Source organism: Nostoc sp. FACHB-110, from assembly GCF_014697425.1.
Classification (GTDB): domain Bacteria; phylum Cyanobacteriota; class Cyanobacteriia; order Cyanobacteriales; family Nostocaceae; genus Nostoc_B.
The window spans coordinates 41,387-62,317 of record NZ_JACJRU010000001.1 but is presented as its reverse complement, the minus strand read 5'-3'; the positions used below and the strand labels follow the sequence as shown (position 1 = coordinate 62,317).

Genomic DNA, 20,931 nt, shown 5'->3' with positions numbered 1-20,931 from the left:
AATAGTATCCAAAAGTCTTAGAACTATTGATTTTTTGTGCAAACTAAAGTTTTTCTAATCACTTAATTTATGTTTAAATATTGTCACAACTACATTTAAATTAATAATCTGACTAAGGTTAACAACTTTCAGGTTGCATCGAGCCAGACTGAAAAAACAGCGTGTTAAGACCTGCTCACAGCCAATCCCAGAGGGGCAACTTAGTTGCCAACCAATATATTCTGCCAGTCTGGAACCCGTGGATAGGTGAAAAAACAAGGCGCTGGCTTTGAAGAACGGCAACTACAAACACATGAAATCTATAAATTATGTGTTCAAGTGAGGAGCCAAAGTGGCACAAGCCGCCGCTGTCAACTTCCAAAAAGTGTCCTCTCAAGAAAGCAAAATGCCCAAAGCATTAGGATACTGAAACCTTGTTAAATTCACCTGAAGTTGTTGACAGGAGAAACACAATGCAGCAATTACAAGCTAAATCGCTGGAAATGAGGACACCCCAAGCAACTAAAACCGCTGTGATGGTCATCGGAGGCGCTGAAGATAAAGTTCATGGGCGCGAAATCCTGAGAACTTTTTTTGGTCGTGCTGGTGCTAGTAAGGCTCATATTACAATTGTTCCATCTGCCTCCCGCGAACCCGCTATTATCGGTGGTCGGTATATTCGCATTTTTGAGGAAATGGGTGCAGAAAAAGTTGAAATTTTAGATATTCGTGAGCGGGAACATTGTGAATCCTCCCAGATCAAGGCATCTCTAGAGGCGTGTAGCGGGATATTCCTCACTGGCGGAGACCAACTACGCCTATGTGGCGTATTGGCAGACACCCCAGCAATGGATATTATCCGTCAGCGGGTGAGAGCAGGGCAGTTAACCTTAGCAGGCACAAGTGCAGGCGCAGCAGTGATGGGTCATCACATGATTGCTGGTGGTGGCAGTGGTGAAACACCAAATCGCTCTTTGGTAGATATGGCGACAGGTTTGGGATTTATCCCAGAGGTGATTGTTGACCAACACTTTCACAACCGCAATCGCATGGGTCGCCTCATTAGCGCGATCGCAGCTCATCCAGACAGACTGGGAATTGGTATCGATGAAGATACCTGTGCTGTATTTGAACGTGATGGTTGGCTACAAGTCATGGGTAAAGGCAGTGTCACCATTGTTGATCCCACAGAACTCACCCATACCAACGAACCCCATGTGGGTGCGAATGAACCATTAACACTACATAATTTACGCTTGCACATCCTCAGCTATGGCGATCGCTTCCACCTGTACCAGCGGACTGTATTGCCTGCTGTACACCGCATCTCCAGCTGACGGGATAGAGTATCCGAGGTTACACTGAGGTTGATCGCGTGTTTATTTATGGCGGTAGAAAAAATTAGTGGAATACCATTTATTAAACATAAAAAACTGTTTGCTATGAACAGTTTAGCGGTCAATGCCAGTATGAAACTAGAATTTTGGTTCCGAATCTCCATCTACCTATTCCCATGAGAATCCTCAAGATCCAGACCTTACGCGGCCCAAACTACTGGAGCATTCGACGCCACAAACTGATCGTCATGCGCCTCGATTTAGAGAACCTTGCCGAGACACCCTCAAATGAAATTCCTGGATTTTATGAAGGATTAGTTGAGGCGCTGCCTAGTCTAGAGGGTCACTATTGTTCGCCTGGCTGTCGTGGTGGTTTTCTAATGCGGGTAAAAGAAGGGACTATGATGGGCCACATTGTGGAACACGTAGCCTTAGAACTCCAAGAACTAGCTGGAATGCACGTCGGCTTCGGTCGTACCCGCGAAACATCCACCCCCGGCGTTTATCAAGTAGTCATCGAATATCTGAATGAGGAAGCAGGACGCTATGCTGGCAGAGCCGCAGTCAGACTGTGCCAAAGCATTGTAGATCGCGGTCGCTATCCCAAGGCAGAACTCGAACAAGATATCCAAGACCTCAAAGACTTTTGGCGTGATGCTTCTTTAGGCCCTTCTACAGAAGCAATTGTCAAAGAAGCAGAAAAAAGAGGCATTCCCTGGATGCAGCTAAGCGCGCGCTTTTTGATTCAGCTGGGCTACGGTGTGAACCAAAAGCGGATGCAAGCCACCATGACGGATAAAACAGGCATTCTCGGCGTAGAACTAGCTTGTGATAAAGAAGCGACAAAACGCATCTTGGCTGCCGCCGGTATCCCCGTACCTAGGGGTACAGTCATTAACTTTTTGGATGATTTAGAAGAAGCAATTGAATACGTTGGTGGCTATCCCATCGTGATTAAGCCACTAGACGGCAATCATGGACGCGGCATCACCATTGATATTAGAAACTGGGAAGAAGCCGAAGCAGCCTATGAAGCAGCTAGACAAGTTTCTCGGTCAATAATTGTTGAGCGGTATTACGTTGGGCGCGATCATCGGGTACTGGTGGTAGATGGCAAAGTAGTGGCCGTAGCTGAACGTGTACCTGCTCATGTAGTTGGTGATGGTAGATTGACAATTGCCCAATTAATTGAAGAAACCAACAAAGACCCCAATCGTGGCGACGGACACGATAAAGTTCTCACCAAGATTGAATTAGACCGGACTAGTTACCAACTCCTAGAAAGGCAAGGACACACCCTCAACAGTGTTTTACCAAAAGGTACAATTTGTTACCTTCGTGCTACGGCCAACCTCAGTACAGGTGGCATTGCTGTAGATCGGACTGATGAAATCCATCCCGAAACTATTTGGCTGGCGCAAAGGGTAGTTAAAACTATCGGTTTAGATATCGCTGGCTTAGATGTTGTGACTACAGATATTAGCCGCCCCTTACGCGAAGTTGATGGGGTAATTGTGGAAGTCAATGCTGCCCCTGGTTTTCGGATGCACGTTGCCCCCAGCGTCGGGATTCCTCGCAACGTTGCTGGTGCAGTTATGGATATGCTGTTCCCCAACGAACAGTCTAGCCGCATTCCCATCCTCAGCATTACAGGTACAAATGGTAAAACTACTACAACCCGACTGCTGGCACATATTTATAAGCAAACGGGTAAGGTAGTAGGTTACACAACTACAGATGGAACTTATATCGGTAATTACTTGGTAGAAGCAGGCGATAACACAGGGCCACAAAGCGCCCACCTCATCCTGCAAGACCCAACTGTAGAAGTAGCTGTATTAGAAAGCGCACGCGGTGGCATTTTACGTTCCGGCTTGGGGTTTGAAGCTGCCAACGTTGGTGTAGTGCTGAACGTAGCTGCTGACCATTTAGGCATAGGTGATATTGATACCATCGATCAATTAGCCAACCTTAAAAGCGTAGTCGCCGAAGCCATATATCCTGATGGCTATGCTGTACTTAATGCAGACGATCGCCGCGTGGCGGCAATGGCAGAAAAAACCAAGGCCAACATTGCCTACTTCACCATGAACCCAGACTCAGAATTAGTGCGTCAGCACATCCAAAAGGGAGGAGTAGCCGCAGTTTACGAAAACGGTTATCTGTCAATTGTCAAGGGCGATTGGACACACCGCATCGAAAGAGCAGAACAAATACCCTTGACAATGGGTGGACGTGCGCCGTTTATGATTGCTAACGCCTTAGCTGCGAGTTTGGCCGCCTTTGTGCAGAACGTCACTATTGAACAAATTCGCGCTGGCTTAAGAACATTCCGCGCTTCTGTCAGTCAAACCCCTGGCAGAATGAACCTATTTAACTTAGGAACCTTCCACGCCTTAGTAGACTATGCCCACAACCCAGCCAGTTACGAAGCTGTCGGTGCATTTGTCCGCAACTGGAACACCGGACAACGAATTGGTGTAGTTGGTGGCCCTGGCGATCGCCGCGACGAAGACTTTGTAACTTTAGGTAAACTAGCTGCCGACATTTTTGACTACATCATCGTCAAAGAAGACGATGATACTCGCGGTAGACCAAGGGGATCAGCTTCGCAGTTGATTATGAAAGGGATTACGCAAGTTAAACCTGATGCTCGCTGCGAAGTGATTATGGACGAAACCCAAGCAATTAACAAAGCTTTGGATATGGCTCCAGAAAAAGGCCTGGTGGTAATTTTGCCAGAGAGCGTCAGCCGGGCGATTAAGTTGATCAAAGTACGTGGTTTAGTGAAAGAAGAAGTACCACTACAAAACCCTCCTACAACCGCCACAGAAAATCAAAATCAAAATGGTGTGTCACCTTCCTCCGTGATCAACACGCTGTTGTAACCTAAATACAATTCTTTAGTAAAGACGCGAGAATTAATTCTCGCGTCTTTATATTTTTAGTAGGGCTTGTTGACTATTCCTGTTCTTTTTCCGAAGTTGCTTCATCATCGGTATGATTCAATTCTTCTTTAAAACCCCGTAGAGTCTTGCCCAGTGCATTTCCCAGTTCAGGAATTTTTTTTGGGCCAAAAATCAGCAGTGCGACTATGGCAATTACACCCACTTCTAGCCATCCTAATCCGAACATACAAATTTCCTCTCAAGCTTCTGTAGTCAAATATAAACTGATGGTGTCCAAGCTATTGTGCAAACAATCTTGCCTAGTCATGGCTAAGAGGTATATCTAACCAGTCCTTTAATTCATGGGCTAACCATGCTAGTTCTGCTTCTGATAAGACTATGGCGGTTTTACCACCAAACGAATATTTCTTCACGCCAATCCAGATATCTAACTGTGCTGGAACTGTAGTGCGATTACCCTCACTATCTTTAGTAAAATGCTGATGAATAAAAGCTAACTTGCTAATGTTTTCTTTTGGCGATGCTTGAGGCCGATGAAATGTAAAGCCAAACAAACTACGGTTAAAGCTAACTTGCTGATTATCTATACGTAATTGCAGACTGCCAAATAAACCAAATACTATACCCCAAACCATCAAACCTCCAGCACTCCAAAAAGGCAGTGAGAATAAAACAAAGGGAATATTAGCTGGAAAAGGCGCACTTAGAGCAGCAATAGTCCAAAATAAAATAAATGAATTCCAAGCGATCGCAAATCCACCTGTAAATAGCATCGATACTTTAAAACCGCTTGGTGGAATCCTGATTTCTAATGCGTCCCAACTCTTGGTTAATTGAATTTTGCTCCCAGCAGGTTTACCAATAGTTAAAGCAGTAGTTTGTGGTTGCCAATGGGAATCATCTAAAGCTTGTAGGGCTGCATTTGCTGAACTCACTCGCTGATCTAAGCTGGGTTCAGTCAGCCACTTTAACCACCTAGTCAAACTAGAACTGAGATTAACTACGTTATCAAATTGAATTCGCAAATCTTTTTGGGGTAAATCAGCCGGGTGATTGCCTGTAGCTAAATAAATTAAGGTTGCACCTAAGCTATAAAGGTCAGATGCAGGGACAGTGCGTCCACCAAATTGTTCTGGTGGCATATAACCGTAAGTTCCTACTACCGTTCTTGTTCCCCCTTCAGTCGCTAAGACTGTTTGCACAGAACCAAAATCGACTAAATAGACTTGACCAACACTATTACCAGAACGCTCACCCAATAAAATATTGCTAGGCTTAATATCGCGGTGGATGACAGGTGGATTTAAACTGTGTAGGTAAATTAGTATGTTTAAAACTGCTGTAGCTATCTGTTTAACTTCAAATTCTGTAAAAGTCCGCCCAGATTGTAAATATTGCTCTAAAGTTTGGGCTGGGATATAAGTCTGTACTAGAGCAAACCCTCTAATAGTAGGTGCATTAACCTCAAAATAGTTCAAATAACGCGGAATAGCCGGATGGGACAATGATTTTAAGGTTTCGGCTTCGCGCTCAAATAACTTGAGATCGTCCCATTCAAAGTCACTGTTAAATGAGAGTAACTTAATGATGACCAATTCCTGAGTTGTTAAATCATGAGCGATAAAAGTCTTTCGCCCAGGCTTTTTGCCCAACTGTTGTTGGATTTCGTAGCGGTCGTTTAGTATCTGCCCAGTTATCATGATTGCTTATGACGCTACGTTGTCAAACTCTTGATAGTTTATAACTTGTCAAATTTAACAAGCGAATATCTTTAGTATAAATCTGTATTTATATGCCCTCCCAACATTGGCCTTACGTCACCCCTGGAATTCCCGATGAATTATTTGAGCATTTGCCGGGTATTCCCTTCAGCCAAAGAGAAGTGCGGCTGTTGTTAATTTCCCAGCTACGACTACAACCTGATTCTGTATTATGGGACATTGGTGCAGGAACAGGTACGATCCCTGTAGAAGTCGGATTATTGTGTCCCAAGGGCCAAATTATTGCGGTAGAACGAGATGAGGAAGTCGCTAACCTAATTAAGCGAAATTGCGATCGCTTTGAGGTCAAAAATGTCGAAGTTGTTGAAGGTAGCGCGCCTGAATGTTTGCATGAAATTAAGCCTTTACCTCATCGCGTCTGTATTGAAGGCGGACGACCTATCCAAGAAATTTTACAAGCAGTGTGGGATTATTTGCCCCCCTCTGGTCGAGTTATCGCCACAGCTGGTAATTTAGAAAGCCTGTATGCTATTTCTCAAAGCTTTTCGCAGTTACGGGCGAGAAATATTGAAGTTGTGCAATCTGCCGTCAATCGACTAGAAACCCGAGGTTTTTCTCAGACTTTTACCGCAGCTGATCCCATTTTTATCCTCAGTGGTGAGAAACTAGACTAAATCTCAAGGATGAAGTATGAAGTCTAAAGGCTGAAATTCATACTTCATACTTCACACTTCATACTTACTTCTATGCCTTGGTCTCGAATCATTAGTGGAATTATTGCGATCGCCCTTGCTTTGGTAGCCACGCTCTTAGGAGGTTGGTATTTTACCATTGTGATTGCGGTGAGTATCTTTTTGGGTCAGCAGGAATATTTTAATTTAGTGCAAGCTAGGGGCATTGTTCCGGCGGCAAAAACCACTATCTTTGTCAGCCAAATCTTGCTGATCATCTGCACCGTTGATGACAGTTTAGCTGATGCCGTACTGCCTTTAGGTGGAACTGTAATTTGCTTTTACCTGCTATTTCAACCCAAAATGGCCACAATCGCTGATATTTCCGCTTCGATTATGGGACTATTTTATGTGGCCTACCTATCGAGTTACTGGGTAAGATTAAGGGCAATTGGTAGTGCGGCACTCAGCAATATTCCCTTAAAAGGTTACTGGCCAAATTCCTGGGCGGATATTTTAGAGCAAAAAAACCTGGCGGCTTTACCCCAAGGTTTTACATTAACAATATTGGCTTTTTTCTGTATTTGGGCAGCTGATATTGGGGCTTATGTGATTGGTAAATTCTTTGGCAAAACTCCTTTGTCTGACATCAGCCCGAAAAAAACTGTCGAAGGTGCAGTATTTGGCATTGCAGGTAGTGTAGTTGTTGCCATCGCCGGAGCTTATTATCTTCAATTACCCAAATTCCTATTCATCGGTTCAGCCTTGGGTTTACTCATCGGCGTTGCGAGTCTTTTAGGTGATTTAACTGAATCTATGCTCAAGCGTGATGCGGGAGTGAAAGATTCGGGAGACTTGATCCCCGGTCATGGTGGCATTTTAGATCGCACCGACAGTTACATCTTTACAGCCCCTTTGGTTTATTATTTCGTCACGCTGTTATTGCCATTGATATCAGTCAATAGCCAATAGTCATTAGTTCTTATCCCCATTCCCTGACTTTCACGGATTTACATTAATTTTGCCGCGACAAATCAACTGCTCGGGGATCACTGCTAATTCTTGCATATCGACATCAGAACCTAAATCTATGTCGTAAAGATCATTAGTTTCAACTAGTGGTGAGTCATTTTCTAATACCTGAATCTGTGATAACCGTAGTTCATGGTTACTGAGTAAATTCAAACCTAAAGATATTTCCAGAGGTGTATTTTCACTTGAACGTGCTACTATAGCACCCAGGATTATTCGATGATTCTCCAGAATAATTTTTTGCCAAGCAATGGGCTTGGATTTTAGGCGGTGTTCTGGTACAAGTTTAACCAGTACTTCATTTAAAGCAGTCGATAATAGTTCGGATGAGAGGGAACTGTTGAGATCCTTCTGGTCAATGAGTAGTTCGCCAACTACCGGTACTGGTGCTAACAGCCGCAGTGGCTGGCCTTTTAGTACTGCGCCTATATTGACTTGAATATTCTCCGCTACAAGTTGAATTCGTGTAATATGGAGGCCTTGATAGACAGTATTGCTTGCAGAAATAGAAACCCAAGGAATACGACCTGAAAGAAGTTGGCGATCGCTCGCTTTGATATCCACCTCTAACTGGGAAACATGACTCACTTGCGCTCTTAACCAGAGTTTGAGTGCAGTTGTGAGAACATTAGTGATGATTCGTATTTTATTAGCACCTTTTGCTTGGGAATTATTTTCAGGCATGGAAATATTGTGTTGATCAGTATTAGCTCATCAACCGACTGAACTGAATCGACACTTAAATCTAACATTTATGGTGATTCAGTACAAAATGCAAATATTATTATTATTTAAAGATTAGAAAAAACATCAGTAAATTCAACATGGAGGTAAGGTTACAAAAGGCTCTTTCTCAGTTAGGTATTGCGTCACGTCGAGAAGCGGAAGAAATGATTCGGCAATCGCGCGTGCGGGTAAATGGGATATTGGCTCATTTAGGTCAAAAAGTTGACCTACAAAAAGATGCGATCGCGATTGATCAACAGCAAATTTCTCCGCAAAAGCGGCCGTCGTTAGTTTATTTATTACTCAACAAACCAGCGAGAGTAGTCTCGACTTGCGCCGATCCTCAGGGAAGAAAAACAGTTTTAGATTTACTACCCAAAGAGTTAAGTGTAGGTTTAGGTATTCATCCAGTTGGTCGTTTAGATTTCGAGTCCACAGGCGCATTAATTCTCACCAATGACGGAGACCTAACATTTGGACTCACCCATCCTCGACATAGTATTTCTAAAACCTATCGTGTTGTAGTAGAAGGTCATCCATCTAAAGCCGTAATCAACAAGTGGTGTCAAGGTGTGATGTTAGATGGAAGAAAAACACTACCAGCACAAGTAAATCTTATAGAAAGTTTGGCAGAAAAAAGCTGTTTAGAAATAGTTTTAAAGGAGGGCAGAAATCGTCAAATTCGGCGTGTAGCCGAAATTCTGGGACATCCAGTCATCAAATTACATCGAACTGCTATAGGCCCAATTAAATTAAAAAAACCCAAAGAACCCTTGTTAGCTGAGGGTCAATATCGTTTTCTTAAAGATGAAGAAATTCGCTTTTTGCAAAAGTGCATAAAGCAACTACCTATTAAAGATTCAGCTGAGGTAAGGAGTGGAGCAAAGCATGAAGTGGTTTAAACGGAAAAATAAAGAACAGCCTACTACAGCAACTTTGGAGCAACAAAGAGTAGAAAAGCTGAGAGAATTGGGCGCACAACTTTGGGCAGCGCGTCAAGAACGCGGCTTATCTCTAGATGAAATGGTCGTGATAACTAAAATCTCGCGGCGATTATTGCAGGGAATTGAAGAAGGAAATTTAGAAGATTTACCAGAGCCGATTTATATCCAAGGTTTAATTAGGCAATTTGCTGATGCGTTGGGCTTTAATGGTGGGGAATTTGCTAAAGCCTTTCCAGTCGCTGCTGCACCAGTAGTGACTACGCCTGCGGCTCCTACAATTAATCAGTCGCTAGGTATATTACGCCCTATTCATCTTTACTTACTCTATATACTAGTCATAGTTTGCTCTGTCAGCAGCTTATCTAAAATACTTAATCAAGCAGCTGTTAGTGCCAATGACACAGAAACTCAGCCAAAACCGGAAACTGTTTTACAACCAACACCAGCACAGGCACAACCTATAGAAGCTCAACCGGTGAGTGATACTGTTAGCACTACTCAAGATAATCAATCATTACAGATTGGTGTCACTTTGAAAGAAGCATCTTGGATTCGTGTTGTTGCTGATGGGAAAACTCAGTTTGAAGGGATTTTGCCAGAAGGAACCCATCGAGTTTGGAAAGCTCAAGAGCAATTAACAGTCAAAACAGACAATGCTGGTAGTGTGATGATGAGTGTCAATCAGCAGGTAGCCAAACGAATGGGAGAACCAGGCAAAGCCGAAGAAGTCAAGATTGCTGCGGCTAAACCACAGTAATGGTAGAGATAGTCAAGATGGGGAAGACAAGGGAGAATTTTCTTTTCCCCCCTAATCTTCCTAATCTTGAGGCTAGTCTCGGCGGGGAGCGCGACCGTACAATTGTGTGAGAACTTTTAAGCGATCGCTTAGTTCTTTCGTAAGTGCATCTGATTGATAACGCCAGCCCCAGTTACCCTCAGCCACACTTGGGAAATTCATCCGCGCTTCTGTAGGTAAACCCAAAACATCTTGTAAGGGAATAAGGGCTTGATTGGCAATAGAACTTAAAGCCATCCGAATCAAATCCCAATGCACACCATCAGGGCTGAGAGAACCTAAATAAAGCAGTAAATTCTGCTTTTCATAATCACTGGCTTGATCAAACCAGCCAATACTTGTGTCATTATCGTGAGTTCCGGTATAAACGACGAAATTCCGCGAGTAATTGAACGGTAAAAAAGGATTACCAGGATCAGAACCAAAAGCAAACTGTAAAATTTTCATCCCGGGGAATTCATATTTATCCCGCAGTGCTTCTACCTCTGGCGTAATTACACCTAAATCCTCAGCTAAGACAGGTAGTTTGCCCAGTTTTTCTTTAATTGCGTCAAATAATTCTTCCCCAGGTGCTTTGAGCCATTCACCATTGATGGCTGTTTCTTCTCCTTGAGGTACTGCCCAGTAAGCTTCAAATCCACGAAAATGGTCAATGCGGATCACATCTACATAATCCAGCATGGCTTCAAAGCGACCAATCCACCAATTAAAGTTTTGTTTTTGTAACTCCTCCCAGTTATAAACTGGGTTGCCCCACAATTGACCAGTCGCGCTAAAGTAATCTGGTGGTACTCCCGCCATCAGTTTTGGTTCTCTGGTTTCTTCATCTAGACAAAAAATGTCGGGATGCGCCCAGACATCCGAGCTATCTTGAGCTACATAAATAGGAATATCGCCAATAACTTGAATACCGCTCATGTTGGCGTAGGTTTTGAGTTGTGACCACTGGCGGAAGAATTCAAATTGGGCAAATTTGTAATAAAAAATCTCTGCGTTTAACTGTCGCTTTGCTTGCTCAATAGCCTCTGGTTCGCGCTTGACTAATTCTGGCTCCCAAGTGTGCCAGCTAGTACCTGCGTGGGCATCTTTCAATGCCATAAACAAAGCATAATCATCTAACCAATAAGCTTTACTGTCACAAAAACCTGAAAATTCTGTTTGTTGTAAAGGTGTTGCTTGAACTTGAAAATTTTGGCAGGCCTTTTTTAGCAGTTCAACTTTAATGGGGATAACTTTGTCGTAATCTACTTGAGAAACTGCAAATGTTGGCAGGTTATGATAGTCTTCTTCTGTTAATAAACCTTGCTCTTGGAGTTTTTCGGGGCTAATTAGCAGATGATTACCCGCCATTGCCGAATAAGCAGCATAGGGAGAATTACCATAACCAGTTGGGCCTAAAGGTAAAACTTGCCAATATTGCTGGTAACTCTCTCGAAGAAAATCTATAAATTTATAGGCTTCTAAACCTAAATCACCAATACCAAATCGGCTGGGAAAAGAGGTAGGATGCAGCAAAATGCCGCTGGATCTGGGAAAAGGCATATTTATTGTCAACTATAAGCGGAAGCGATTGTCAACAGCGACACGCTACGCGATCGCATCGAATGTATCACAGAAAGGAAGATATGGGCTTTTGTTCTTTGTCATTTGTCATTTATCCCTGGTTAGTGATCTAATAATTATTAGCTAATAACTATAGACTTATAACTATGAGTTATCGTAATCCTGCCCCGACGGTTGATATCATCATCGAATTAGTTGACCGACCACATCGGCCAATAGTGTTAATTGAAAGACTTAATTCTCCACTTGGTTGGGCAATACCTGGTGGTTTTGTTGACTATGGCGAAAGTGTAGAAGTCGCAGCTAAAAGAGAAGCCGAGGAAGAAACAGGTTTGCCAGTGGAGTTAATTGAACAATTATTGGTATATTCTGACCCTAAGCGCGATCCCCGTCAGCATACACTCAGTATTGTGTTTTTGGCGACAGCAACGGGAGAACCAAAAGCCGGAGATGATGCTAAGGGTATAGGCATTTTTGAGTATTGGTGTGTGCCGAGTAATTTATGTTTTGACCACGATCGCATTCTGCGCGATTATTGGTATTATCGGCATTATGGTATACGTCCCAGGTTAGGGGTTTAACCAACTACAAACCATGCGGAATAGTCAGGCACAAATAGAAAAATTTGACAACCAGCCCATAGGTAAATTGCCATTTTTTGCCTTCTTTTTAGTTACAGAAAATTTAATTGCAGCGCGTGGTCGTGGTAGTTAAATCGCAATTTGGTAACAAGAAATAAAACTCAAACTCCGCGTTACTTTGCGCTTAACTTTGCGTACCTTTGCGTTTAAATCTCATAATACCAAATGTCTTCTTCTCGCACCACAATGCGGTGCAACGATAGACGATCAATCAACCCTTCTTCCTCAAATTGACCTAAAATGCGAGTAATAGTAACGCGCGTAGAACCCAGCATTTCTGCTAAGTCTTCATGGGTTAAACGCATATCTATTAAGCGTCCTTTTTCAACATCAGAACCAAATTTTTTGGATAACCACGCTAATAACTTAATCAGCATAGTATCTACTTTTTTATAACTCCGAATTACCATCAACTCTTGAGCTTGTTGAATGTGAGCTAAAAGAGTCTCTTTTGGTTGGAACCATTCTTCTATTGGGATAATACTTACTTCTACCTTTGTTAAGCATTCCATCTGATAAGGTTCCATTTTGGACAAAGCTTTACCTACTGTATCTCCAGGCCCCCATAAGCCTAGCGCAACTGTCGTACCATCTTCTAGATAAGTAAATGTCCGCACGAAACCTTTTTCAATTTGCCAGAGAATATTTTGATGTTCTGGTAAGAATGAACGCCTGGTAAAGTGCTGCTTGGTATTTCTAGTGGTGGAGTTAGACAAGCTAGATTGTAAAGACACCATGATCTATAGTACGTCTATTCGATGTATTAACCGTAGTATACATATAGATCAAGGTAAATGAACTGATGGGTATAAAAAAATCTGTACTCAGAAATAGTCAGAAAACTATCTTAATGTAGTAGCTGAGGTTGACCTTGTTGTGGTAAAGCGAGACAGTTCGCCAAGCCCTGTTGGGGCGGGTGTAGGGGAGAAGAAATAGCCCCAACAACTTTCTTGGTCAGAAGCCGCGCCCTTTCATATCGACAGCGTTGAAATTCTTCTGAATCCTCTTACTTCGCTGTTTTCACTACCCCCTACACCCTGTTCAATGCGGCTGAGAGGCTTGATTGTATTAACGAACCACAGAGGCACACACAAGAGATCAAGGCTGAAATGAACGTAGCCTCATTAATTTATTCATGCTCAATAATTGGACAAATAGTTGAATGATTACTATCAGGCTTAATTTCCCAACCGGAGAGTAAGCCTGATAACTCTTGTCTCAAAATTAGTAATTGCTGAATTTGTTCATCAATCGCTTTTACTTTATCTTCGAGCTTACTTTTAATATGCTCACAAGGTAATTCACCGCTATCATGAACATTGAGAAAGTCTTTAATTTCTGATAGACTCAAACCCAAACTTTGAGCGCGTTTAATAAAGTGTAGTCGTTCTAAAACATCAGAGTTAAACAATCTAAATCCACCTTCTGTTCTGCCTGATGATTTTAGTAGACCAAGTTCTTCATAGTAGCGAATAGTTTTAATTGGTACGCCACTTTCTTTGGCAACTGCACCAATCTGTTTTCCTTCTGCTTGGGCTAACATACTTACCTAGCTTTTAGTGAGATGTTGTTGCTGATTTTATCCTAAACTCTCCATTCAACAGGAGAGTCAAGCAGTACAAATATCATCTCCCTCATGAGACACTAACTTGAGTTGCGGTTGGTTTGTTACTATTATTTGTGGCTTGAACTGCGATCGCACCACGAAACATATTCATCCCACAAGTGAAAGTATATTCACCTGCTGTTTCTGGCATAAATTCCACTGTTGTCACTTGATTCAGTGGTAAATCTGCGGCAATGTGAAAATCAGGAATCAACACTTGTTCTAAGCAACGGCTGGGATCTTTGCGTTCAAATTTCAGTCTTACTAGTGTGCCGGCTTGCACCACAATCCGACTGGGATCATATCCACCATCAACTGTGACAGTAACTTCTTGAAAATTTTCATCTGTTGCAACTGCGGTTTGAGATTTGGGTTTATTGAACAAGAACCACCAAAGTTGTAAGCCGATGAGTCCAACTCCGCCGAGGGTGACGGCTATTTTATTTCTTAATGGCTGTTCAATAGGTTGAAATTGATTTGTTTGGACTATTGCAGATGAGTGCGTCTCCTGAGGTGTTTGAACTGCTGCTTTACCTGATGCGATTCCCAATAAAATTCCCAAACTGGCTATACTGCCGATGAGTGCTGTTTTGTTCATGATTGAAAAACTTCCTGTTTTGAAAGTGCTGATTCAAAAGACTAACTTCCCGTTCCTTTGGGTTGAAAGTTACGTAAACGCAGTGCATTGGTGACTACGGAAACGGAACTAAAGGCCATTGCTGCGCCAGCGATAATTGGGTTGAGTAACCAACCAAAGAAGGGGAATAAAATCCCGGCGGCGATGGGAATACCTGCAACGTTGTAAATGAAGGCGAAGAATAGATTTTGGCGAATGTTGCGAATTGTGGCGCGACTGAGTTGAATGGCTGTAACTATGCTTTGCAAGTCGCCAGAAATTAAGGTGATGTCACTAGCTGCGATCGCTACATCTGTACCAGTCCCAATGGCTATCCCTACATCGGCTTGAGCCAACGCTGGTGCATCATTGATCCCATCACCAACCATTGCCACAATTGAGTGCTGAGTTTTTCTTTTGTTACCTTGCTTTTCGGTTTGCAGAGACTGAATCACCGCCGCCTTTTGCTCAGGACGGACTTCTGCAAAGACGCGTTTTATACCAACTTCTTGGGCAATACTTTCGGCAGTGCGGCGGTTGTCGCCTGTGAGCATAACAACTTCTAAACCGAGTTTTTGCAAGGCTTTGACAGCTTGGGATGAAGTGGGTTTAATGGCATCAGCTATCCCCATCACGCCTTTAACTTCACCGTCAACGGCTAACCACACGGCAGTTTTGCTGAGATATTCTAAGCGTTCTTTGTCTTGTTGCAAGGCTTGGGTATCAATACCTAATTCTTCCATCCAGCGTTGTGTGCCAATCTGCACCAGCCTATTAGCAACAATACCTTGGACACCACTACCTGCGATGGCGGCAAAATCTTTGACATCTACTAATGGTACTTCCTGAGTTTGAGCATATCTAACCACCGCTTCGGCTAAGGGGTGTTCAGAGTTGCGTTCGACTGCGGCGGCTAGTTGGATGAGTTTAATTTCGTTGCCGTTAGCTGTACCGTTAACTGTGACAAAATCTGTTACTGTGGGTTTACCTTGGGTAATTGTGCCTGTTTTATCTAAGACAATAATTTGAATTTGATGTGCTAATTCTAAGCTTTCGGCTCCTTTAATTAAGATGCCATTTTCTGCACCTTTACCTGTACCAACCATGACTGAGGTTGGTGTAGCTAAACCCAAAGCACAAGGACAAGCGATAATTAATACTCCAACAGTGGTGATTAATGCCAAGGTGACATTACCCATGATGTTGTACCAAATGACAAAGGTGAGGATGGCGATCGCAATTACCGCCGGCACAAACCAACCTGTCACTTGGTCTGCTAACCTCTGTATAGGAGCTTTTGAACCTTGAGCTTGCTGCACTAGTTGAACAATTTGCGCCAATACAGTATCTTTACCAACTCTGGTGGCGCGAAATTTAAAACTGCCAGTTTTGTTGATAGTTGCACCAATGACTTCATCTCCTGGTTGCTTTTTCACCGCCACACTTTCACCAGTCACCATCGCCTCATCAACGGTTGATGTTCCTTCAACTACTTCGCCATCAACAGGAATTTTTTCCCCAGGACGCACCAACACTACATCGCCAATTTGTACTTCTGCAATTGGCACATCTATTTCTCTACCATTACGAATCAAGCGTGCAGTTTTCGCTTGCAAACCAATTAACTTACGGATAGCCTCTGAGGTTTGACCTTTGGCGCGATTTTCAAACAGCCTACCTAATAAAATTAAAGTAATAACAATCGCCGCAGTTTCATAATATACATCCGGCATCAATCCCTGAGTAATAAAAAAGCCGGGAAATAAAGTAGCAAATAGAGAATAGAAATAGGCTGCACTCGTACCCAAAGCTATTAAAGTATCCATTGTGGCAGCATGACGCTTCAAAGCTTTCCCAGCATTGACGTAAAAACTCTTACCACACCAAAACTGCACCGGAGTAGTTAACACTAATTGCAGCCAAGGGTTATGCAACCATGAAGGAATCAAAGGTAAGTTTAACCCTGTCATCATTGGTAGTGAGCCAATAATTAACACAGTGCCAATAATGCCGCCTACGGTTAATTTTCGGACTAAATCACGAAATTCTTGCTGGCGATATTTTTTTTCTTCGTCATCTTCTCCCACCATCAAGTTTTGTTCTTGCAGAGGATAGGCAGAATAACCTGCTGCATCCACCGCATTTTGAATAGCTTGTAAGTCTGTTTTTTTGGCATCGTAATCAACGGTTGCTTGTTCTGCGCCAAAATTTACACTACATTCATTTACACCTGGGACAGAACGAATAGCATCTTCTACACTTTTGGCACAAGAGGCGCAACTCATACCGCGCAACTTTAGTGTGGCATTCTCCATTTGTCTACTCCTATTGGGTTTGTTTTCAAACTATTGTTTTAGCCTCCGGGATATCACAGAGTTTGAAAACAGTTCCTAACTAACGACTAACTTTATCTTGAATTCTCCAGTGAACTGGAGAGTCAAGAGGTAATGTTGAAGAATTCCGCCTCAGTTCAAATCCTGTAGTAAAAATGCTAATCAAGTCCGTTCATCAAGGACTTTCCGTCCTACACTATCAACAACTTCATCGACATCAATCTTGAAATTGCCAAAACTCTATATTCTTGTTCCCTGTTTCCTTCCTACAAACCAGGTTACTACATCACTCATAACCTATCACCATCCTCTCATTTCAACTAACTCCATACATAAATCATTAATAGCGTGAGTATTAGGACGATGAGGTAAAGTGGAATTGTTATAAGCTACCTCAATATCTTTTTCTAATTGTTCAGCTAAACTGATGACTTCAGCGTAGGTAAACTCACCATTTAAAATACTTTTTAGTAATGGCGCATCACCAGCTTTTTGTCTATTAGGAGTCAATACGCCAGTTTGTAAAATTTCCATTCCACTTTTGAGCAATCTAACTAAGTGCATAGCGTGTTTAGTATCAAAGCCTGACTTCTTTTCCATTTCGGCTCTGATGGGATTTCTATTTTTTTGCCAACTCAAATATGCTTCCCATTCTCTCAACGCAGTACGATACGCTTGAGTTTTTCTCAGACTATTAAAAAAGTCACTACTACCTTTAGTTAATTGTTGAGTGTAATTAATTGCCTCTGCGTCTAGATTATATTGTTTGAGCAATCCTTTAAAATCAATATCTGCCGTTAATAATTGATATAGTTGCTCTGACTCTTCTAAATATTCTATTTTTCCTCTAATTAAAACATAAAGATATTCCAAAAAAGCATTAACATTATCCTTGGTTAAAGGCTCCTCTTCAATACCAAAGTCAGCCGGGGTAGGTTTTTTCTGTGGAGGATTCAGTAACCATTTTCTGTGGGATTCAATTTTTCTGAGTTGAGCATGACTATAACCAGTAAATGTATGCTTAACTTTTTTGCTCAAAAATATTTGTCTATGATCAACTAAATACTTACCAACTTTAGTTAGCACTAAATATTGATCTAACCACAAAAGCTCTAATATATTAGGGTTGGCATCTTGAGCTAATTTTATATATTTTTTTAGTTCATATAAACAAGTATCTTTATTATTATCCAAAAAAGACAATAACCCTGGTTCATCCCAGCCGCTATCTTTTTGCTCAATTATCGAAAAACCTAAATAATGTTCTTTCTTACCAACAAATATACCTCTATAATCAAAGTCCGATTCAGGTCTATTTAACCCGTAACCATGACTACCTGTTAACCCAACTAAGATTGTTCTTTCCTCTATTTCAATTCTTTTCATATTTTCTGGTTTACCTGGAATTTTCATCTATTATAAGTAAGGGATCTGATATTATCGGGAATAATGTAGTAAGTTTATGAAAGAAAATAGCATCATTACTGGCTTTCATGCCCATATCTACTACGATCCAGAAACTCGTGATATTGCTGCTAAAATCCGTGAAGGATTAGGCTCTAGATTTGATGTCTTATTGGGACGTTGGCACGATTTAGCTATTGGGCCACATCCAAAATCAATGTATCAAGTCGCCTTTGCACCAAACCAATTTCCGCAAGTTGTACCTTGGCTAATGTTGAACCGTGAAGGGTTAGATATTCTGGTTCACCCGGAAACTGGTGATGATGTTACAGACCATACAGCACACGCTCTATGGTTAGGAAATAGGCTGGAATTAAATATTGGCTTTTTGCAAAGAATCAGTCCTAAGGTTTCTTAATTAGGGTTTGCTGAAAAAGGTCAAGATAATTAGCCTATACTAGGAATCTCGTTTGATTTGGGAATTTACTTGTTTAGATAGGGAGTAAGAAAGGTGACTTATCTGGGTGTGCTAATTTTTTTCCCAAATCAAATATTAGTCCTATAGGCAACAAAAAACTTTAACTCTATCCTCTATAAACTGCTATCCTCTTCAACCCTAATCCATTTCAAAACTTTGGGGTCTTTATTATAGCGGTAAGTCACACCATTTCTAATGGTGATAGATTCTCCTTTGCTGGCTTTACTTCTCACTGTTTTAATAGCATAGGAAGATAATTCAGTGATTTCTTTATGAGAAAGTCCTGCGGTAGCTTCTTGATTTGATACTGCTGATAAGTTGGGTGATTCGTTATTAGGAGAAATATCTATATTAACAGTTGGATTTGTAGGTTGATTGGGAATATTTGCTTTTTGTTGACGATAATCTTGTACTGTTAAAAGTTGCCAACTAGAATCATAGGAAAGTTCTAGAACCCATTGATGGTAGCTAAGTAAACTTTCTCGATGACCTACGCTAATAAATGTTGTGTTTGTCGCTTGCAGATGTTGATATAAATTAATTTCATTGGTCAAATCTAAAGCACTTGTAGCTTCATCTAATATTGTAAATCTTGGTTGACTAATTAACAGTCTGGCAAAAGCGAGGCGTTGTTGTTCTCCTAGCGATAATATGTTTTCCCAAGGAACTTCTGAGTCTAAGCTGTCAATTCTACTAAGTAGATTTTGCAGGTTGACTTGTTGCAAAACACGGACTAATTGTGAGTCAGCCATTGGCTGATTTATATTAGGGTAAATTAATTGTTCGCGTAATGTTCCTAAAATAATATATGGTCGTTGGGGTAAAAACAAAACTTCTTCTAATGGAGGTCGCACTAAGTTACCTGTTCCTGCATTCCACAAACCTGCTATCGCTCTTAGCAGAGAACTCTTTCCTCGACCACTTGGCCCCACAATTAATAAACCTTCTCCTGGCTGAACAGCAAGAGATAAATTTTCGACTATTACTTGTTCATAGTTAGGCGTTTGTAAAGTAACATTTTCAAATATTAGTTGATTTGCTTCTGTTGTTTGAATAGTGCTGAGATTTTCTGGTGGTTTAGTAACTATTTCTAAAGCATCTGACAGTTCAACTAAACGCTCAACATAACTAGAAAATCTTCCTGAAGTAGCAAATTCTCTGATTAATTCTGCTATAGCTGTAGCGAATAAATTGCAAGCTAAACTCGCTTGGGCAATTTCTCCAAAACCAATTTCGCCTCTAAGCTCTAAAGGCCCCAAGACGATAAACGGAAATATTTGAATAGCTGCTTGATATCCTCTGTTAAAAATATCTTGAGTTACTTCCCAATTAATCCGGCTTTTAGCACTTTGGATAACATTAATAAATCTGCTGTGAATTATATTTAATTCTTGTTTTTCACCGCGAAAAAAAGCTATCGATTCCGCGTGATTACGCACATGAGTCACACTATAATTATAGCTGGCTTCGTGTTCCAGTTCTTCTTGTTTAATTTTGTTTAATTCTTGTGCTAAATAAATAGAAATTAAATTGCCAATGACAGTATAAACAAATAAGACAATTGCTACAAAATGAGACAGTGACCAAAGAATTACTAGAAAAGTGATCATTTCTAAAACTTTTTCTAAAAAAGTAGCAAAAAATGAAAGTGCATTTCTAGTTAGCGGTTCTATTTGTTGTGATATTCTTTGGTCTGGATTATCGATTTCCGAAATGAAATTAATTTTATAATAAGCACGATTACTTAAATATTTATGTAAAACTTGATTATTCAGCCATTGATACCAATCAAGTGCTATGTGTTTTCTAGTAAATCTTGCAAATCCTAATAAGAGCATTACAGAGACAAGACCAACGCCATACATGGTGACTGTATTCACGAATTTATTAAAGTCTTGCTCTTTGGTAATGATATCGATTAAATAGCGGCTAACAAAGCTATTATATGCTGTAGCAGCCACAAGAAGTATGATTAATACTATTAAAAGAGCCAGCATTCCCCATGTGCGAATGACATCAGCGAATGCTCTAGCGTTTGTATTGGTAGGATACCAAAAAGGAAGCGCGATCGCTCTCAAATTTCCCCAAAAATCATTAGCCGAAGCAGAATCATTGCTTGGTGATTTACCAATAAAAGTTGTAGCTTGCATCTGTTTAAGATTCCATCATTATTCA

The 20,931-nt window shown here is 41.4% G+C and carries 18 protein-coding genes; 8 read left to right on the top strand and 10 right to left on the bottom strand.

Annotated elements, in window-relative coordinates:
* Window positions 1–452 precede the first annotated feature (452 nt).
* Complete coding sequence (locus tag H6G69_RS00140) at window positions 453–1,316, top strand: cyanophycinase (RefSeq protein WP_190680345.1); 864 nt, start codon at window positions 453–455, stop codon at window positions 1,314–1,316.
* A gap of 176 nt (window positions 1,317–1,492) precedes the next feature.
* Window positions 1,493–4,204: a cyanophycin synthetase gene (gene cphA, locus H6G69_RS00135; protein ID WP_190680342.1), complete on the top strand. Its 2,712-nt coding sequence runs from the start codon at window positions 1,493–1,495 to the stop codon at window positions 4,202–4,204.
* Window positions 4,205–4,277: 73 nt separating this feature from the next.
* On the opposite strand, the gene tatA is transcribed toward cphA, so the two are convergent.
* Both tatA and H6G69_RS00125 read right to left on the bottom strand, forming a co-directional pair.
* On the bottom strand, window positions 4,278–4,451 hold the full coding sequence (gene tatA / locus H6G69_RS00130; RefSeq protein WP_190680339.1) for a twin-arginine translocase TatA/TatE family subunit: 174 nt from the start codon (window positions 4,449–4,451) through the stop codon (window positions 4,278–4,280).
* A 73-nt stretch (window positions 4,452–4,524) separates the two neighbouring features.
* Window positions 4,525–5,925, bottom strand: coding sequence for a serine/threonine-protein kinase (locus H6G69_RS00125; RefSeq protein ID WP_190680338.1), 1,401 nt, complete (start codon window positions 5,923–5,925; stop codon window positions 4,525–4,527).
* Window positions 5,926–6,017: 92 nt separating this feature from the next.
* Between H6G69_RS00125 and cbiT the strand changes: the two genes are divergently transcribed.
* Window positions 6,018–6,620 (top strand): precorrin-6Y C5,15-methyltransferase subunit CbiT, encoded by a 603-nt coding sequence (gene cbiT / locus H6G69_RS00120; RefSeq protein WP_190680336.1) that lies wholly within the window; start codon window positions 6,018–6,020, stop codon window positions 6,618–6,620.
* Between the two features lie 72 nt (window positions 6,621–6,692).
* Window positions 6,693–7,589 carry a phosphatidate cytidylyltransferase gene (locus H6G69_RS00115; RefSeq protein ID WP_190680334.1) on the top strand — a complete coding sequence of 299 codons (897 nt, stop codon included), beginning with the start codon at window positions 6,693–6,695 and terminating at the stop codon, window positions 7,587–7,589.
* Between the two features lie 30 nt (window positions 7,590–7,619).
* On the opposite strand, the gene H6G69_RS00110 is transcribed toward H6G69_RS00115, so the two are convergent.
* Entirely contained in the window at window positions 7,620–8,333 is a 714-nt protein-coding gene (locus H6G69_RS00110) for a DUF2993 domain-containing protein (protein WP_190680332.1), read from the bottom strand.
* A 140-nt stretch (window positions 8,334–8,473) separates the two neighbouring features.
* Between H6G69_RS00110 and H6G69_RS00105 the strand changes: the two genes are divergently transcribed.
* Complete coding sequence (locus tag H6G69_RS00105) at window positions 8,474–9,277, top strand: pseudouridine synthase (protein ID WP_190680330.1); 804 nt, start codon at window positions 8,474–8,476, stop codon at window positions 9,275–9,277.
* The gene (locus H6G69_RS00100) at window positions 9,264–10,076 is read left to right on the top strand and encodes a RodZ domain-containing protein (RefSeq protein ID WP_190680328.1); all 813 of its coding nucleotides are present in this window, start codon (window positions 9,264–9,266) and stop codon (window positions 10,074–10,076) included. The genes H6G69_RS00105 and H6G69_RS00100 overlap by 14 nt, the downstream gene beginning before the upstream one ends.
* 72 nt (window positions 10,077–10,148) lie before the next feature.
* On the opposite strand, the gene malQ is transcribed toward H6G69_RS00100, so the two are convergent.
* Entirely contained in the window at window positions 10,149–11,657 is a 1,509-nt protein-coding gene (gene malQ, locus H6G69_RS00095) for a 4-alpha-glucanotransferase (protein WP_190680325.1), read from the bottom strand.
* 167 nt (window positions 11,658–11,824) lie between these two features.
* Between malQ and H6G69_RS00090 the strand changes: the two genes are divergently transcribed.
* The gene (locus H6G69_RS00090) at window positions 11,825–12,259 is read left to right on the top strand and encodes an NUDIX hydrolase (protein ID WP_190680323.1); all 435 of its coding nucleotides are present in this window, start codon (window positions 11,825–11,827) and stop codon (window positions 12,257–12,259) included.
* 206 nt (window positions 12,260–12,465) lie between these two features.
* Here H6G69_RS00090 and H6G69_RS00085 read toward each other — a convergent pair whose 3' ends face one another.
* The 5 genes from H6G69_RS00085 to H6G69_RS00065 form a co-directional block, all read right to left on the bottom strand.
* Complete coding sequence (locus H6G69_RS00085; RefSeq protein ID WP_190680321.1) at window positions 12,466–13,056, bottom strand: Crp/Fnr family transcriptional regulator; 591 nt, start codon at window positions 13,054–13,056, stop codon at window positions 12,466–12,468.
* Between the two features lie 392 nt (window positions 13,057–13,448).
* Window positions 13,449–13,862, bottom strand: a complete 414-nt coding sequence (locus H6G69_RS00080) for a heavy metal-responsive transcriptional regulator (protein WP_190680319.1) — start codon at window positions 13,860–13,862, stop codon at window positions 13,449–13,451.
* Between the two features lie 91 nt (window positions 13,863–13,953).
* Window positions 13,954–14,523, bottom strand: coding sequence for a cupredoxin domain-containing protein (locus H6G69_RS00075; RefSeq protein WP_199335633.1), 570 nt, complete (start codon window positions 14,521–14,523; stop codon window positions 13,954–13,956).
* A 41-nt stretch (window positions 14,524–14,564) separates the two neighbouring features.
* Window positions 14,565–16,856 carry a heavy metal translocating P-type ATPase gene (locus H6G69_RS00070; RefSeq protein WP_190680317.1) on the bottom strand — a complete coding sequence of 764 codons (2,292 nt, stop codon included), beginning with the start codon at window positions 16,854–16,856 and terminating at the stop codon, window positions 14,565–14,567.
* Between the two features lie 318 nt (window positions 16,857–17,174).
* Window positions 17,175–18,260, bottom strand: coding sequence for a DNA polymerase beta superfamily protein (locus H6G69_RS00065; protein ID WP_190681144.1), 1,086 nt, complete (start codon window positions 18,258–18,260; stop codon window positions 17,175–17,177).
* 76 nt (window positions 18,261–18,336) lie between these two features.
* On the opposite strand from H6G69_RS00065, the gene H6G69_RS00060 reads away from it, so the two are divergent.
* Window positions 18,337–18,696: a DOPA 4,5-dioxygenase family protein gene (locus tag H6G69_RS00060; RefSeq protein ID WP_190680312.1), complete on the top strand. Its 360-nt coding sequence runs from the start codon at window positions 18,337–18,339 to the stop codon at window positions 18,694–18,696.
* A 173-nt stretch (window positions 18,697–18,869) separates the two neighbouring features.
* Here the strand turns inward: H6G69_RS00060 and H6G69_RS00055 are convergent, their stop codons facing one another.
* Window positions 18,870–20,906, bottom strand: coding sequence for an ABC transporter ATP-binding protein/permease (locus H6G69_RS00055; RefSeq protein ID WP_190680311.1), 2,037 nt, complete (start codon window positions 20,904–20,906; stop codon window positions 18,870–18,872).
* Between the last annotated feature and the right edge of the window lie 25 nt (window positions 20,907–20,931).

Excerpts from the sequence above, each read along its gene's own strand:
- H6G69_RS00125 (WP_190680338.1), bottom strand. The coding sequence starts at position 5,925 with ATGATAACTGGGCAGATACTAAACGACCGCTACGAAATCCAACAACAG.
- cphA (WP_190680342.1), top strand. The coding sequence starts at position 1,493 with ATGAGAATCCTCAAGATCCAGACCTTACGCGGCCCAAACTACTGGAGC.
- H6G69_RS00115 (WP_190680334.1), top strand. The coding sequence starts at position 6,693 with ATGCCTTGGTCTCGAATCATTAGTGGAATTATTGCGATCGCCCTTGCT.
- cbiT (WP_190680336.1), top strand. The coding sequence starts at position 6,018 with ATGCCCTCCCAACATTGGCCTTACGTCACCCCTGGAATTCCCGATGAA.
- H6G69_RS00100 (WP_190680328.1), top strand. The coding sequence starts at position 9,264 with ATGAAGTGGTTTAAACGGAAAAATAAAGAACAGCCTACTACAGCAACT.
- H6G69_RS00070 (WP_190680317.1), bottom strand. The coding sequence starts at position 16,856 with ATGGAGAATGCCACACTAAAGTTGCGCGGTATGAGTTGCGCCTCTTGT.
- H6G69_RS00055 (WP_190680311.1), bottom strand. The coding sequence starts at position 20,906 with ATGCAAGCTACAACTTTTATTGGTAAATCACCAAGCAATGATTCTGCT.
- H6G69_RS00080 (WP_190680319.1), bottom strand. The coding sequence starts at position 13,862 with ATGTTAGCCCAAGCAGAAGGAAAACAGATTGGTGCAGTTGCCAAAGAA.
- tatA (WP_190680339.1), bottom strand. The coding sequence starts at position 4,451 with ATGTTCGGATTAGGATGGCTAGAAGTGGGTGTAATTGCCATAGTCGCA.
- H6G69_RS00090 (WP_190680323.1), top strand. The coding sequence starts at position 11,825 with ATGAGTTATCGTAATCCTGCCCCGACGGTTGATATCATCATCGAATTA.
- H6G69_RS00065 (WP_190681144.1), bottom strand. The coding sequence starts at position 18,260 with ATGAAAAGAATTGAAATAGAGGAAAGAACAATCTTAGTTGGGTTAACA.
- H6G69_RS00085 (WP_190680321.1), bottom strand. The coding sequence starts at position 13,056 with ATGGTGTCTTTACAATCTAGCTTGTCTAACTCCACCACTAGAAATACC.
- H6G69_RS00140 (WP_190680345.1), top strand. The coding sequence starts at position 453 with ATGCAGCAATTACAAGCTAAATCGCTGGAAATGAGGACACCCCAAGCA.
- H6G69_RS00105 (WP_190680330.1), top strand. The coding sequence starts at position 8,474 with ATGGAGGTAAGGTTACAAAAGGCTCTTTCTCAGTTAGGTATTGCGTCA.
- H6G69_RS00110 (WP_190680332.1), bottom strand. The coding sequence starts at position 8,333 with ATGCCTGAAAATAATTCCCAAGCAAAAGGTGCTAATAAAATACGAATC.
- H6G69_RS00075 (WP_199335633.1), bottom strand. The coding sequence starts at position 14,523 with ATGAACAAAACAGCACTCATCGGCAGTATAGCCAGTTTGGGAATTTTA.
- H6G69_RS00060 (WP_190680312.1), top strand. The coding sequence starts at position 18,337 with ATGAAAGAAAATAGCATCATTACTGGCTTTCATGCCCATATCTACTAC.
- malQ (WP_190680325.1), bottom strand. The coding sequence starts at position 11,657 with ATGCCTTTTCCCAGATCCAGCGGCATTTTGCTGCATCCTACCTCTTTT.